The sequence below is a fragment of the Cellulomonas sp. WB94 genome (assembly GCF_003115775.1).
Taxonomy (GTDB): domain Bacteria; phylum Actinomycetota; class Actinomycetes; order Actinomycetales; family Cellulomonadaceae; genus Cellulomonas_A.
This window is the reverse complement of record NZ_QEES01000002.1, coordinates 1,909,258-1,923,089: the sequence shown is the minus strand read 5'-3', so window position 1 is coordinate 1,923,089 and position 13,832 is coordinate 1,909,258. Positions and strand designations below refer to the sequence as shown.

Below are 13,832 nucleotides of genomic sequence, written 5' to 3'. Positions count from 1 at the left end.
TGAGTCCGCGATGAGCCCGCGCTGAGCCTGGCTCCAGGCGCGCACCCGCGCTGACCTGCACCGACCCGTTCCCCGCGGGAGCTACCGGCCGGTACGGCAGATCCCGACGAATGCGTGACGAATCGCCCAATCCTCAGTACGGTGCCCTGGGGAGTCGTCGCGCATGACCGGCAGTCACGTCACGTGTCACGGCACTTCTGTCTCCATCCGTCCGGCTGACCTGGAGTGCGCTATGAAGCGTCGACCGCTGCTCGCCGCCCTGACCACCCTCGCGCTCGCTGTGAGCACCGCCATGGTCGGAGTGGGCGCCGCGGGCGCCGCCAACCACAGGTCGCCCGACCCCGGGTCCCCCGGCGGGCCAGTCGTCTCCGGCAAGGACCTGCAGCACGGGCGGGTCGCCCCGGCCCTCGAGAAGGCCACCGGGACCGTCACCGCGTTCGTCCAGCTCAAGGCTCCCTCGGGCCTCGACGTCGCCGACAAGGGCGGTGACGCGGCCGCCGTCCGGGCAGCGACCGACGCCGTCGAGCAGCAGGCGGCGGCCGTCGTCCCCGACCAGGCCACCGCGCGCAGCGCGACCCCCGCACCGCAGCGCATCGCGACCCTGAGCAACCTCGTCTCCGCGACGATCGTCACGGGCGACGCCGCGAAGATCCGCGCGCTCGCCTCGAACCCCGACGTCGTCGCGCTGTACCGCGTCGTGCCCAAGACGCCCGACAACAAGAGCACCGACGCGTTCACGCGCGCGCTCGCCACGTGGCAGAGCACCGGCCAGATCGGCACCGGCGTGCGCATCGGCGTCATCGACACCGGCCTCGACTACACGCACGCGGCGTTCGGCGGCCCCGGCACCGCGGCCGCCTACGCAGCGGCGTACGGCACCGACGGCACGGGACCGATCCCGGCCGACACCTACGACGCGGCCAAGTTCCTCGGCGGCTACGACTTCGCCGGTCCGCTGTACGACGCCGACCCTGCGTCCACCCTCCCTGGCGCCACGCAGGTCCCGGCCCCGGACGACAACCCCATCGACTCGCTCTCCACGAGCCCCAACTCGGGCCACGGCACGCACGTCTCCGCGACCGCTGCGGGCTTCGGCGTCCAGGCCGACGGCACCACGTTCCGCGGCGACTACGCGAGCCTGACCGACCTGTCCGGCTGGACGGTCGGCCCGGGCTCGGCGCCCGGCGCGGGCATCTACGCGCTCAAGGTCTTCGGTGACATCGGCGGGTCGACGAACCTCACGGGCCAGGCGCTCGACTGGGCCGCCGACCCCAACGGTGACGGCGACTTCAACGACCACCTCGACGTCGTCAACCTCTCGCTCGGCTCGGACGGCTCCCCCGCCGACGACCCCGACAACCTGCTCGTCGACCGCCTCGCCGAGCTCGGCACGCTCGCCGTGCTCGCGTCGGGCAACGCCGGCGACATCACCGACATCGGCGGGGCGCCCGGCGACGCGCGCTCCGCGCTGACCGTCGCGAACTCGGTCGGCGACCCGCAGACGTACGACGGCATCGAGGTCACCGCCGCGGCCGACCCGGCCCTCGTCGGCACCTACTCGGGCCAGAACAGCGTCAGCTACACCGGCACGGCGGACGTCACCGCACCGGTCGTCTTCCTCGGCGAGCGGGTCAGCGGCTGCACGTCGCTCGCCACGTCCGCCGCCGCCATCACCGGCAAGATCGTCTACCTGTGGTGGGACGACGACGACGCGACCCGGGCGTGCGGCAGCGCGACGCGCTTCAACAACGCCGCGGCGGCCGGCGCGATCGGCGTCCTCATCGGCACCACGAGCACGGTGTTCCCCGGCGGGATCGCGGGCAACGCTGCCATCCCCGGGGCGCAGATGACTGCGGTGTCGACCGCGGCGCTCCTGCCGGCCATCCGCACCAACAGCCTGGCGGTGCACATCGGCCCGTCGCTCGCGGCGACGGTCATCGCCAACGAGGTCGGCGACGCGCTCAACCCGAGCTCGTCCCGCGGCGTCCACGGCTCGCTCGGCATCGTCAAGCCTGACGTCGCCGCACCCGGCACCGGCATCTACTCCGCCGCGTCGGGCACGGGAACTGAGGCCCAGGGCCTGTCCGGGACGTCGATGGCCACCCCGCACGTCGCCGGCATCGCCGCGCTCGTCCGGGGCGCACACCCCGGCTGGTCGGCGGTCGAGGTCAAGGCGGCCGTCATGAACACCGCGACGCACGACGTGTTCACCGGTGCGCACCAGACCGGCGACGTGTACGGCCCGGGCCGGGTCGGGTCCGGTCGCGTCGATGCCCTCGACGCGGTCAACAACTCGACCCTGGCGTTCGCCAGCGACGACGCCAACCTGGTGTCGGTGACGTTCGGCGTCGTGGACGTCGCCGCCGCGACGGTCGTCCAGCGCAAGACGGTCACCGTCAAGAACACGGGCTCGTCCTCGACGACGTATGCGACGTCCTACGCCGCAGCCACGACCGAGGGCGGCGCTTCGATCACGACGTCGCCGGCCTCCATCACGGTCCCGGCCGGTCAGTCCCGGCTCGTGACCGTCACGCTCACGGCCGACCCGGCGACCCTCGCGCGCACCCTCGACGTCACGTCGAGCGCGACGCAGGGCGGCCTGCCGCGCGAGTACGTCGCGAGCATCTCGGGCCGGCTCGTGCTCACGTCCGGTGACACGCACCTGCGGGTCCCGGTCCAGGCAGCGGCGAGGCTCGTCAGCGACCTGTCGGCGGGTCCCGTGGCCTTCGCGGACGCGGGTGCCACCTCGGCGGCGCTCACGCTCGCCGGTCGCGGGGTCGCCTCGGGCGGCTGGGACTCGCTCGTCGCGCCGCTCCAGCTCGCCGCCACGAGCCCGAAGCTCGAGACGGTCCCGGGGCTCGTCACGTCGGACTCGTCGATCGCCGCCGGAGACCTCCGGTACGTCGGCTGGTCCTCGACCGCACCACAGCGTGCGGCGGCGGGCCTCGACCCGGCGGACGGGTACCTCGGGGTCGGCATCGCGACCGACGGCGAGTGGGCCAGCCTGGGTCAGTCCGTGAAGCCGGTCATCGACATCGACCTCGACGGCGACGGCACCTGGGACGCCCAGACGGTGGTCCAGAAGCTCAACGACGCGGTTGACGTCACGGTCCAGATCACCTACGACTGGAACACCGGCGACGTCCTGGATGCCGAGCCGATCAACGGGTACTTCGGGGACGTGGACACGACGGTGTTCGACAACAACGTCCTCGTCGTCCCCCTGAGTCTCTCCGCGCTCGGGGTCGCGCCCGGGACCACGCCCACGCTGCACGTGTGGACGTACACCCCGTACGCGTCCGACCCGAGCGGCGAGGTGGACGCCGTCGACGCGTTCACCGTCGACCCGTTCACACCGCCGTACTGGTTCGACAACGGCTCGGTGGACTCGCTCTGGGCCACCGGTGCTGCCGCTGCGACCCTGACGGTGCACCGCTCCACCACGACGGCGCCGACCCCGCAGCTGCTCGTGCTGCACAGCCACAACGCCACCACGACGACCCGCGCCCAGGTCGTCGACGTCACCGTCCCACCCGCGACGCCGACCACCACGGCCCTCAAGGTCACCGGTGACAAGCACGCGGGCGCCGAGCTCACGCTCACGGCCACCGTCTCCCCCGCCGCGGCGACGGGCACCGTCCGGTTCCTCGACGGCCAGACGGAGCTCGCCACGGCGGCGCTGGCAGGCGGGACGGCAACCGCGACGGCACGTCTCGGGGCGGGAACGCACGCCCTGAGCGCCGTCTACGTCCCCGACACGGGGGCGTACGCGGCCTCGACGTCACCGGTGGTGACCGTCAAGATCGCCAAGTCCGGCTCCCGGATGTCGTTCACGCTGTCGCAGAGCTCGGCGCCGTACGGGACCGCGACAACCGCGACGGTGGCCGTCACGGGCCGGACGGCGGCCCCGACCGGGACCGTCGAGATCCGCGAGCGCGGCACCGTGCTGGGCTCCGGTGAGCTCGTCGTCGACGGCCTGACCGGGACGGCGACGATCGCCCTGCCCATGACGCTCGCGGTCGGCTCCCACCAGCTGACCGCCGTGTACGCGGGCAGCGCGGACGTCGACGGCGTGACCTCGCAGCGCACCTACCGGGTGACGCCCGCGAAGGTCACGCTGACGTTGAGCACCGGTGCGTGGTCCGTCCCGCGCGGCTCCACGCCGGTCGTCACGGTCACGGCCAAGGGTCCCGACGGGTCCCCGGTCACGACCGGTCGCGTCACGATCGTCGCGGGGCTACGGTCGCTGCCCTCCGTCGCGCTCGCGGCGGACGGCACGGCGAGCGTGACGCTCCCCCGGCTGTCGAGCACGACGCTCGTGACCGCCCTGTACTCGGGCAGCACCGGGTACGCGCCGGCTGTGGCCGTCGGGACGATCCGGGTGGGGTGAGGTCGGTTCGACCCCGGTGATCGGGGTCGAGCAGACGCGAGGGGCGTGGCCGTGCAGGCCGCGTCCCTCGCGTGCGTTCGGACCGTGCGAGGCCGTGGGGAGCGGTTCGGGAACCGCCCGGGGCTCAGGCTCGCGGGACCTCGAGCGCCTCGAGCACGCGGTTGACGCTCGACGCGATCCCCCACCGCGCGACGAGCGCGCCCAGCGCCGCCGGGTCCGCAGGCTGGTGCGGCAGCGCGTCGTGGACGTCGCCGATCGGAGCGTCGGGCGCGACCCGCACGACCATCGGCGCCACCTCCAGGTACGCCGCCGCGTCGTGCAGCCGCTGCCGCTGCGTCGCCGTCAGCCCGCGGTCATGGGCGTCGCGCGCCGCGAGCACACCCGCGAGGTCGCCGTACCGGTGGATGAGCGCGGCCGCCGTCTTCTCGCCGATCCCCACGACCCCCGGCAGGCCGTCGCTCGGGTCGCCGCGCAGCACCGCCATGTCCGCGTACGCCTGCCCGGACGCGACCGAGTACTTCTCAGCGAGCGCCGCCTGGTCGATGACGGTGAGGTCCTTGACGCCCTTCACGGGATACAGGACGCGCACCCCCGCGGCGTCGTCCACGAGCTGGAACAGGTCACGGTCCCCCGTCACGACACCGACCGCCGCGCGTTGCGCCGCCGGACGCGCCACCTCGCGGGCCACGAGCGTGCCGATCACGTCGTCGGCCTCGTACCCCGGCACGCCGACCCGCGCGATGCCGAGCGCCGCGAGCACCTCGACGATCACGGGGACCTGCGCCGCGAGCGCAGGCGGCACCTCCTCCTCACCCGTCGTCCCCGGCACCTCGCGCGCGACGCGGTGCGCCTTGTACGACGGGATCGCCGCGACCCGGAACGCCGGCCGCCAGTCGTCGTCCCAGCAGGCCACGAGGCGCGTCGGCCGGTGGTCGACGACGAGCCGCGCGATCATGTCGAGCAGCCCGCGCACCGCGTTGACCGGTGCGCCGTCGGGCGCCCGCACCGAGTCGGGGACCCCGAAGAACGCCCGGAAGTACAGCGAGGCGGTGTCGAGCAGCAGCAGCTTGTCGCGGGGCGCCGTCATGGGAACAGCCTGCTAGACCGGGCTGACATCGAGGGCCGACGACGGCTCAGGCGCGCGACCGAGCCCCTGCACCGCGGCGTCCACGTTGCTCGCCAGGCGGTACGCGCCGACGACGAGGGCCACGAACCCGACGAGACACATCAGCGCCCCGAGGATCAGCGCAGCCTCGGCGAGCGAGCTGTTCTGCAGGAACCCGAAGCGGCCGGAGCCGGAGCGGAACCCGCCGAGGTACTCCGTCAGCCCGTACTGGAACGCGCCGTACCCGACGCCGAGCAGCGCCAACCCGGAGGCGACGAGAGGCGCGGACCGAACGAACGGACGGGCCGGGGTCTGGGTGTCCATCTGCGTGCGCACGTCCCTCGGTCGAGATGGCGACTGCTGCGGCCCGTGGTGTCACTGCGTGCCGAGCATCGTGGATCAGCGCTGATCACGCTAGCGGAGCCGTGCCGACGGGGTACATGGTTCCGGCCCACCCTCAGGCCGACGTGCGACCGCGACCGCCCAGCGCACGACCCAGCGCGTACACGACGAAGAGCGCTCCTCCGAGGCACAGCAGCACCGCGCCGCCGATACCGACGGCCGGGCCCGACGTGCAGTAGCTCGCAGCCGCCGACACGGAGTCGAAGCACTCGCCGGAGCGGAAGCCGAAGACCAGCAGCGGGACGACGACCGCCACGATGACGGCCGCGCTCAGCCACAACCCGCGAGCCCTCGACGTCGCTGCGTTCGCCATGCCGCCACGCTAGCCAGCTTTCGAGGCCAGATCACTGGGCTCAGAGTTCGCTCATGAATCCTGCGGCGAATTCTGACGCGACAGCTTGTCCAGGTCACGTTGGCAGAACCCGTGGTGAGCCCATTCCTCGTTGAGCACGGTGCCTAGGCATTGCCGCACTGTCCGCCCCTTGGCGTACGGGGGCCATCTGTCATCGTCGGGGACCGGCGCGGTCTGCGCGAGCTGATCAGGCGTGACCTCGGCCAGCCACGTCTCGATCTCCGAAGCTTTCCGGACTCGTACGGCGAGCACCTCGTCGAGGCTCGGTCGGGCGGACGAGTCGAGCCCGCTCTCCTCCTGGTTCATGACGAACGATGGGCCTAGTCCCATGGCCGTGAACGGCTCGGTGAGCCCGAGCACGCAGCGTCGGAACCAGGAGTCGTGCACGAAGACCAGGTGACGCAGGGTTTCGACCATCGACCACTCGCCGTCGACGCCGTGATGTCCGCTGTTCTCGGGCATGGACCGGACTCGTTCGGTGGTCGTCGCCCAAGCCTCCCGCAGCTGCCGCCAGGCCTCTCGCAGGTCGTCCGGCTGATCGGAGCGGATCAGCAGCCGTACCGGGTGGCGGCGGTCGAGCTCCGCCTCGACGTACGTCATCACCTCGACCCCGTTGACCACGAGATTGGTGACCAGGCCGTCGATCTCGGCGTCCTGCATGACCACCCCGACCATGCGCGCTCTACTCAGGATGCATTCGCGGAACTCTGCGCCGGTCAGGTCCTCGTCGTCGAAGCGTCGCATGCAGCCAGGCTAGGCCGCACCGCCCACGCCAGGGCCGTTCCGATTGCCGCCCCCCTGGCCTTCTCCGAACTTCGGCTTCGGGGGAACCGTGGGCGGCGTGATCTCTGGCCATCCGTGAGTCTGCCGGTACACGTGCCAAGGCCAGCCCGGAGATCACCGCACGACGTGCAGCCGCGCCCCTCCTGGTCAGTAGGCGACGTGGCGGTGCAGCCGCCGGAAGGTCTCGCTGAAGCCGAGCGCACGCCAGGTCCGTGACGACTCGCGGTTGGTGCTCCGCCAGTCGATCACGAGCGACGAGCAGCCCTGGCGTCGTGACCAGTCGAGGACCGCCGCGATGAGCGACCTCGCCACGCCGTGACCACGATGCGCGGGGAGCACCGCGGCGAAACCGAGGAAGGCCGCACCGTCCGGCCGCGCAGGCCCGAGGTGCATGCTCGACTCGACCAGCAAGCAGCAGGTCGTCGCACCGACCACGACGCCGTCTCGGACAGCGACGAACGTCGGGTACCGCTCGTCGGCCCAGCCGGTTGCCCATTCGGCACGCAGCTCGGCGCGGTCCGGCACCGGCGCGGCGGAGAACACCGGCGAGCGGGACTGATGCTCGGCCGGCACGAGGTCGAGCTCCGCGAGCGCGTCGGCGTCGTCGGAGCGAGCTCGCCGCACCTCGACGCCGGACGCCGGCACCGGGTCGAGGCCGGGGTCGACGCTGCGGATCCCGTGGACGTGCTGGCCTCCGAAGCCGAGCGCCGCCCACTCGTCGAGGACCGTGCGGTCGTGAGCGGGGACGACGGCGTAGTGCGCCACGATCCCGTCGGCCACCCAGCTCTCCGACGCCCGGGCGTACAGCGGCGCGACGAGGTCGGTCGACGTGACGGCGTGGCCCGCGGCCTCGACCCACATGTTCGGGCCCCACGCCGCGCCCCTGCGGGGCATCCCGATCAGATAGCCGCACAGGCCGTCGCCGCCCTCGGCCGCCCATCCGTTCACTCCTGCTGCCGTCCACAGCTCCGCGACGTGGGCGGCGGCACGCGAGGCCTCGGTGACGCCGGCGGTCGGGTCCGCGTCGGACACCCCGGCCGTGCCCGACGCCGCCAGAAGGGGCTGGGAGCGCACGTGGGCGCGGTGACGCGCGGCGAGCAGAAGCCCCGCCGGTGCGACGTCGTCGTCGCCGAAGGGACGCAGCTCGACCGTCGTCGACTCCCGCGTCGATGTCATGGACCGATGCAAGCACACGGTCCCGCAGCCGGTCATGCCACGTGTCGGTGGACCGCTGTCAGGGCCGGTTGAAGGTGCAGTTCGAGGGTTGCACGCCGAGGACGTCCCGCAGCCGCGACGAGCTCTGAGCGCGGGTCTCGTTGAGACGGCTGTCGTCGTCCGGGTGACTCGCGAGGTAGCCCTCGGTGTCGTACGCCGTCGTGAGGAAGTCGTCGTAGGCCTGGATCGCGAGGACCAGCTTGTCGGCGTACGGCGCTGCGTCCGGCGGGAAGTCGATCTCGCGGAGCGCCGTCAGGAACGGGGCGTCGGCGTTGACCTGGGTCAGCAGGTCGTCGCGGTGGGTGACCTGGCCCTGGTGGGTCAACGTCGTGCTGAGGGCTTGCCACGCCGGTGTCGCAGCGTCGACGGCCGCCAGGTAGGCCAGTGCTGCCTCCGACGCTCCCGGCGGTGGCGGCGCGTTGCAGGTGCTCGGCGCCACCGTCGCCGCTGCGCCCGGGGGGGCCGCGGGCGCGGCGTCGCTCGAGGGTGCAATGGTCGCCGGGGTCGCACCGGTCGACGCGACATCCGGCGACCCGCTCGTGGAGCATCCGCCCAGGGCGATGAGCAGCGCTGACACCGACATGACGACTGCGGTCCGGACACTGAGGGTGCTGGTCACCCCTGCTCTCTCGACACAGCTGAAGCACTACTTGACCGACGACGCGCGCCGTCGGACTCCCGACGGCGCGCGCTCACCAGCACCGATCGCGCTGGTTGGTCAGGGAGTGCTCAGGTCCTGGACCACCTCGTCCGTGCCATCCCACGTCAGGGTCAGCTCCAGCGGCCGCCCGTCGACTGTGCGCTTGTAGAACGCTGCTGCCGGGGTGACCGTGAGGTCCAGTGGAGCTCGGGCTGCCCACCCGGCGTCCTGCGCGCCCTGGTCGAGCTCGACCAGGGCGCTCACTGGGTCTGTGAGGTGGAGGGTGCGGAGCAGGGAGCACGGCTGGCGGATCCCGAAGGTGACGCCGCCCGCGTCCTCGGACACCGACTGCGACGTGAGGCCCGCGGGCGTCGCCGTCGCCATCGGGTCCGCGCGCAGCACCTCCAGACCCGGACTGCTCGAGGAGCACCCCGCCAGGAGGCCCACGAGCAGCGTGGCCGCGACCACCGCGTGTGCCCTCATATCAGCCTTCCTGTCGACGCCGGGACCAGAGTGCCACCGTGACGGCAAGGAGCTCGACCACTCCGCCGCGCGAACCATCCGGGACTTCGACGGGCCCTACTGCTTGTCGTGGATCGTCACGGCGTACCCGTCGAGATCGGCGAACGCGAACGTCCGCCCGAAGGGGCCGTCGAACGGCGGCGTGAGGATCGGGACCCCTGCGGCGTCGAGCGAGTCGTGCAGGGCCTGCGCGTCGGTGCTGTGCAGCCACAACGCCACCCCGAGGCCGGGGTGGCCGGCCGCGTCCAGGTCGACGTCGGGCAGCGTGTCGCGCACCGCGAAGGGGACGGGTGTCGTGGCGAAGACCACCGCGTGCGGCGGGCTGAACGGAGCGCGGCGCAGGCCGAGGCGGTCCTCGTAGAAGGCAGCGGCGAGTTCCAGGTCGCGCACCTGCAGGGCGATGAAGTCGGGTCCGGTGACGGTCATGGTGATCTCCTCGGTATGTCAATGTCCTGACATCGCTCACTGTATGTCAGGATACTGACATGGCGGAACAGGCGGTCCTCGGTCCCGTGGAGAACGCGGTCGGCTACGTGCTCAAGCAGGCCGCGGTCGCACTGCGGAGCGCCATGGACGGCGCGCTGCGCCCGCTGCACCTGACCGTGCCGCAGTACGCCTGCCTCGAGCTGCTCGGGCAACGTCCCGGGCTGTCGAACGCCGAGCTGGCTCGTGGGGTCTTCGTCACCCGGCAGTCGATGAACCTCGTCCTGCGCGGCCTCGAAGAGCGTGGCCTCGTCGTCCGACCCGCCACTGCGTCGCACGGTCGCGAGCTGCCCACCGAGCTGACCCCGGCCGGCCGCGACCACCTCGACGCGGCGAGCGCGGCAGTCCTCGCGGTCCAGACGAGGATGTGCGCCGGGCTGACTGCCGCCCGGCAGCACGTCCTGCTCGAGACCCTCGGGGCCTGCATCGACAACCTCGGCCCGGCCGCGGACCCCTCCACCCGGGCGGCGCGGCCCGGGACGACCGACCGTCAGTGAGCGGCCGCGCCCTCTCCGGTCACGACGACTCGAACGTGTGCGACCAGAGCTCGGACCCGTCGGCGTTGTCGAACGTGTAGGTCGCCTTCTGGGGATCGGTCACCCCGACGCTCGCCATGGCCGGGAACACCTTGGTGTCGCACAGGGCCTGGAGGGTCTCCATCGAGCTCTCGAAGTAGTCGTTCGCGGCGGTCGGGTCCACTTGCTGGACGTAGACGTAGTGGTAGTCGATCGTGCTGGGGTAGACAGCCTGGACGCTGATGTCCGAGTAGACCCCGGGGGACGACTCCTTGATCGCGGGGATCGTGGCGCGTTCTGCCTCGACGTACGCGTCGAGTGCTGCCTTCTGCTGAGCGCGCTCCTCGACCACGGCCGAGGTCGGTGGAGTCGTCTGCTGAGCGGCGGGCGGCTGCGTGCATCCGACAAGAGCAAGGGCCAGCGCGCACACGACCGCGCTCCGGGTGGCCACAGTGGTCACGTGGGTCGTCCTTCCAGGTCGGCGCCGCTCGCGGGTCCCCCGACGGCACGCAAGGTCTACCGCACGCGTTCCTTCCTCCGCAGGCGTTTGGCGCTGCGAGGCGTCGGCCGTCGCCCGGATGAGCAACGCCTGGCCGACCCCGGGCAGGGTCGACCAGGCGCTGTGGACTACTCGCTAGACACTCAGCGCGTGTCGCTGCCACCCTTCGCGACTGAGGCGCGTCCGGCCTCGAGCCGCGCGATCGGCACCCGGAACGGCGAGCACGACACGTAGTCGAGCCCGACCTCGTCGAAGAAGTGCACCGACTCCGGGTCGCCGCCGTGCTCGCCGCACACGCCGATGGTGAGGTCGGGCCGGGCGGCCCTGCCCTCCTCGACGGCGAGGCGGACCAGCCGGCCGACGCCGGTGCGGTCGATCGTCTCGAACGGCGACACGGCGATGACACCCAGGTCCGTGTACTCGGCGAAGAACGCGCTCTCCACGTCGTCACGCGAGAAGCCCCAGGTGGTCTGGGTCAGGTCGTTGGTGCCGAACGAGAAGAACTCGGCCTCGCCCGCCATCCGGCCGGCTGTGAGGGCCGCACGCGGCAGCTCGATCATCGCGCCGATCGCGATGTCCAGCTCGACGCCCTCGGCCTTCGCGACCTCGGCGAGGATCGCCTCGGCCTCGTCGCGCACGAGACGCAGCTCCATGACCGACGCGGCGAGCGGGACCATGATCTCCGCACGCGGGTGGCCGCCCTCCTTGAGCCGGGTCGCATGGGCCTCGGCGATGGCGCGGATCTGCAGCGCGAACAGCCCGGGCACCACGAGCCCCAGCCGAACACCGCGCAGGCCGAGCATCGGGTTGGCCTCGTGCATCCGCTCGACCGCGGCCAGCAGCTGGACGTCGTGGTCGAACTCCTCCTGCGTCTCCTTCTCCTCGCCGCGCTCCCGCCGGTCGGTCGCGAGCGCGACCCGGACGGACAGTGCGGTGAGGTCGGGGAGGAACTCGTGCAGCGGGGGGTCGATGAGCCGGATCGTCGTCGGCAGCCCGTCCATCTCACGGAGGATGTCGATGAAGTCCGCACGCTGCAGCGGGAGCAGCGCGTCGAGGGCCGCCTGGCGTTCGGCGTCCTCCCGGGCGAGGACGACGCGCTCGATGAGCACGCGCCGGTCGCCGAGGAACATGTGCTCGGTGCGGCACAGGCCGATCCCCTGCGCGCCCCAGATCCGGGCGCGGTGGGCGTCCTCGGCCGTGTCGGCGTTGGCGTGCACGTCGAGGCGGCGCACCTCGTCGGCGTGCTTGAGGATCCGGTCGACGGCCCGCACGAGGACGATCGTGTCCTCGTCGGTCGTGTGCTCGAGCGCGGCGTCGAGCCCCTCCTCGAGGTACTGCACGACGGGCGACGGCACGACGGGGACCGACCCGAGGAACACCTCGCCGGTCGAGCCGTCGATGGCGATGACCTCGCCCTGCTTGAGGACACGCTTGCCGACGTGGACCGTCTGGGCGGTCGCGTCGACCTCGAGCGCCTCGGCGCCCACGACGCAGGTCGTGCCCATGCCACGGGCGACGACCGCGGCGTGCGAGGTCTTGCCGCCACGAGAGGTGAGGACCCCGACGGCGGCGATCATGCCGCCCAGGTCGTCCGGGTTGGTCTCGCGGCGGACGAGGATGACGTCCTTGCCCTCGGCCGCCCACGCCTGCGCGGTCTTCGAGTCGAACACGATCTGCCCGACGGCGGCCCCGGGCGAGGCAGCCATGCCCTTGGCGAGCAGGGTGCGCGACGCGCCGGCGTCGAACTGCGGGAACATCAGGTTGCTCAGCTGCTGACCGGTCACGCGTTCGAGCGCCTCGTCCATGGTGATGAGGTGCTCGTCGACGAGCTGGGTCGCGATGCGGAACGCCGCGTTGGCGGTGCGCTTGCCGACACGGGTCTGCAGCATCCACAGCTTGCCGCGCTCGACGGTGAACTCGATGTCGCACAGGTCGCGGTAGTGCGTCTCGAGCCGGCGCATGGCCTGGCGGAGGTCCGCGAACGACTGCGGGTCGAGCTTCTCGAAGTCCGCGAGGGACAGCGTGTTGCGGATGCCCGCGACGACGTCCTCACCCTGCGCGTTCGGCAGGTAGTCGCCGTAGTCGCCGACCTTGCCGGTCGCCGGGTCACGCGTGAAGCAGACGCCGGTGCCCGAGTCGGGGCCGAGGTTGCCGAACACCATGCTCACGACGTTCACGGCCGTGCCGAGGTCGTCGGAGATGCGCTCACGACGCCGGTACAGGCGCGCGCGGTCGGTGTTCCACGACTCGAAGATCGCGGCGATCGCGAGGTCGAGCTGTTCGCGCGGGTGCTGCGGGAAGTCACGCCCGGAGTGGTCGCGCACGATGACCTTGAACTGCTCGACGAGCTCTTCGAGGTCCTTCGCGCTGAGGTCCGTGTCGATGGTCGCGCCACGCTCGGACTTGATCGTGTCGAGCGCGTGGGCGAACACGTCTCCGTCGATCCCGAGCACCGTCTTGCCGAACATCTGGATGAGGCGCCGGTAGGAGTCCCACGCGAAGCGCGCGTCCTGCGAGAACTCGGCCAGGCCCTGGACGGAGGCGTCGTTGAGCCCGACGTTGAGGATCGTGTCCATCATCCCGGGCATCGAGAACTTGGCACCGGAACGCACCGACACCAGCAACGGCTCGTGGAAGTCGCCCAGGTTCCGCCCGACGGCGTCCTCGAGCCTGCGCAGGGCCATCGTCACCTCGACGCGCAGCTCGGCGGGCAGGGTGCCGGTCGCCATGTAGCTGCGACACGCCTCCGTCGTGATCGTGAAACCGGGTGGCACCGGAAGGCCCAGTCTGGTCATCTCGGCGAGGTTCGCGCCCTTGCCGCCCAGAAGGTCCTTCTGGTCCTTGTTGCCTTCGCTGAAGTCGAACACGTAGGTAGCCGTGACGCACCTCCCAGCACAGGACGCCTGCCCCATTGCCTGCGTCGCCG

Annotated in this window: 12 protein-coding genes; 2 read left to right on the top strand and 10 right to left on the bottom strand. The window is 71.9% G+C overall.

Features of this window, described 5'->3' with window-relative positions; genetic code table 11:
- The first annotated feature begins 232 nt into the window (after window positions 1–232).
- Window positions 233–4,390 carry a S8 family serine peptidase gene (locus tag DDP54_RS10010; RefSeq protein ID WP_109131608.1) on the top strand — a complete coding sequence of 1,386 codons (4,158 nt, stop codon included), beginning with the start codon at window positions 233–235 and terminating at the stop codon, window positions 4,388–4,390.
- Between the two features lie 124 nt (window positions 4,391–4,514).
- On the opposite strand, the gene DDP54_RS10005 is transcribed toward DDP54_RS10010, so the two are convergent.
- From DDP54_RS10005 to DDP54_RS09970, 8 genes are all read right to left on the bottom strand, one after another.
- On the bottom strand, window positions 4,515–5,477 hold the full coding sequence (locus tag DDP54_RS10005; RefSeq protein ID WP_109131607.1) for a 5'-3' exonuclease: 963 nt from the start codon (window positions 5,475–5,477) through the stop codon (window positions 4,515–4,517).
- Between the two features lie 12 nt (window positions 5,478–5,489).
- The gene (locus tag DDP54_RS10000) at window positions 5,490–5,819 is read right to left on the bottom strand and encodes a hypothetical protein (RefSeq protein WP_146192410.1); all 330 of its coding nucleotides are present in this window, start codon (window positions 5,817–5,819) and stop codon (window positions 5,490–5,492) included.
- 133 nt (window positions 5,820–5,952) lie between these two features.
- Complete coding sequence (locus DDP54_RS09995; protein ID WP_109131605.1) at window positions 5,953–6,210, bottom strand: hypothetical protein; 258 nt, start codon at window positions 6,208–6,210, stop codon at window positions 5,953–5,955.
- Window positions 6,211–6,261: 51 nt separating this feature from the next.
- Entirely contained in the window at window positions 6,262–6,993 is a 732-nt protein-coding gene (locus tag DDP54_RS09990) for a DinB family protein (RefSeq protein ID WP_109131604.1), read from the bottom strand.
- A gap of 186 nt (window positions 6,994–7,179) precedes the next feature.
- The gene (locus DDP54_RS09985; RefSeq protein WP_109131603.1) at window positions 7,180–8,208 is read right to left on the bottom strand and encodes a GNAT family N-acetyltransferase; all 1,029 of its coding nucleotides are present in this window, start codon (window positions 8,206–8,208) and stop codon (window positions 7,180–7,182) included.
- 58 nt (window positions 8,209–8,266) lie between these two features.
- On the bottom strand, window positions 8,267–8,866 hold the full coding sequence (locus tag DDP54_RS09980) for a hypothetical protein (protein ID WP_109131602.1): 600 nt from the start codon (window positions 8,864–8,866) through the stop codon (window positions 8,267–8,269).
- A 99-nt stretch (window positions 8,867–8,965) separates the two neighbouring features.
- A complete protein-coding gene (locus DDP54_RS09975; protein ID WP_146192409.1) occupies window positions 8,966–9,370 on the bottom strand; it encodes a hypothetical protein in 405 nt (134 codons plus the stop codon).
- A gap of 96 nt (window positions 9,371–9,466) precedes the next feature.
- On the bottom strand, window positions 9,467–9,835 hold the full coding sequence (locus DDP54_RS09970) for a VOC family protein (RefSeq protein WP_109131600.1): 369 nt from the start codon (window positions 9,833–9,835) through the stop codon (window positions 9,467–9,469).
- A 59-nt stretch (window positions 9,836–9,894) separates the two neighbouring features.
- Between DDP54_RS09970 and DDP54_RS09965 the strand changes: the two genes are divergently transcribed.
- Window positions 9,895–10,389 carry a MarR family transcriptional regulator gene (locus DDP54_RS09965; protein WP_109131599.1) on the top strand — a complete coding sequence of 165 codons (495 nt, stop codon included), beginning with the start codon at window positions 9,895–9,897 and terminating at the stop codon, window positions 10,387–10,389.
- A gap of 19 nt (window positions 10,390–10,408) precedes the next feature.
- Here DDP54_RS09965 and DDP54_RS09960 read toward each other — a convergent pair whose 3' ends face one another.
- The gene (locus tag DDP54_RS09960; RefSeq protein ID WP_146192408.1) at window positions 10,409–10,867 is read right to left on the bottom strand and encodes a hypothetical protein; all 459 of its coding nucleotides are present in this window, start codon (window positions 10,865–10,867) and stop codon (window positions 10,409–10,411) included.
- A gap of 182 nt (window positions 10,868–11,049) precedes the next feature.
- Window positions 11,050–13,818 carry a pyruvate, phosphate dikinase gene (ppdK, locus tag DDP54_RS09955; protein WP_109131597.1) on the bottom strand — a complete coding sequence of 923 codons (2,769 nt, stop codon included), beginning with the start codon at window positions 13,816–13,818 and terminating at the stop codon, window positions 11,050–11,052.
- Window positions 13,819–13,832: the final 14 nt, after the last annotated feature.

What these genes read in the sequence shown, in the direction of transcription:
- DDP54_RS09970 (WP_109131600.1), bottom strand. Translation starts at nt 9,835, where the DNA reads ATGACCGTCACCGGACCCGACTTCATCGCCCTGCAGGTGCGCGACCTG.
- DDP54_RS10010 (WP_109131608.1), top strand. Translation starts at nt 233, where the DNA reads ATGAAGCGTCGACCGCTGCTCGCCGCCCTGACCACCCTCGCGCTCGCT.
- DDP54_RS10005 (WP_109131607.1), bottom strand. Translation starts at nt 5,477, where the DNA reads ATGACGGCGCCCCGCGACAAGCTGCTGCTGCTCGACACCGCCTCGCTG.
- DDP54_RS09985 (WP_109131603.1), bottom strand. Translation starts at nt 8,208, where the DNA reads ATGACATCGACGCGGGAGTCGACGACGGTCGAGCTGCGTCCCTTCGGC.
- DDP54_RS09995 (WP_109131605.1), bottom strand. Translation starts at nt 6,210, where the DNA reads ATGGCGAACGCAGCGACGTCGAGGGCTCGCGGGTTGTGGCTGAGCGCG.
- DDP54_RS09975 (WP_146192409.1), bottom strand. Translation starts at nt 9,370, where the DNA reads ATGAGGGCACACGCGGTGGTCGCGGCCACGCTGCTCGTGGGCCTCCTG.
- DDP54_RS09965 (WP_109131599.1), top strand. Translation starts at nt 9,895, where the DNA reads ATGGCGGAACAGGCGGTCCTCGGTCCCGTGGAGAACGCGGTCGGCTAC.
- DDP54_RS10000 (WP_146192410.1), bottom strand. Translation starts at nt 5,819, where the DNA reads ATGGACACCCAGACCCCGGCCCGTCCGTTCGTTCGGTCCGCGCCTCTC.
- ppdK (WP_109131597.1), bottom strand. Translation starts at nt 13,818, where the DNA reads ATGGGGCAGGCGTCCTGTGCTGGGAGGTGCGTCACGGCTACCTACGTG.
- DDP54_RS09990 (WP_109131604.1), bottom strand. Translation starts at nt 6,993, where the DNA reads ATGCGACGCTTCGACGACGAGGACCTGACCGGCGCAGAGTTCCGCGAA.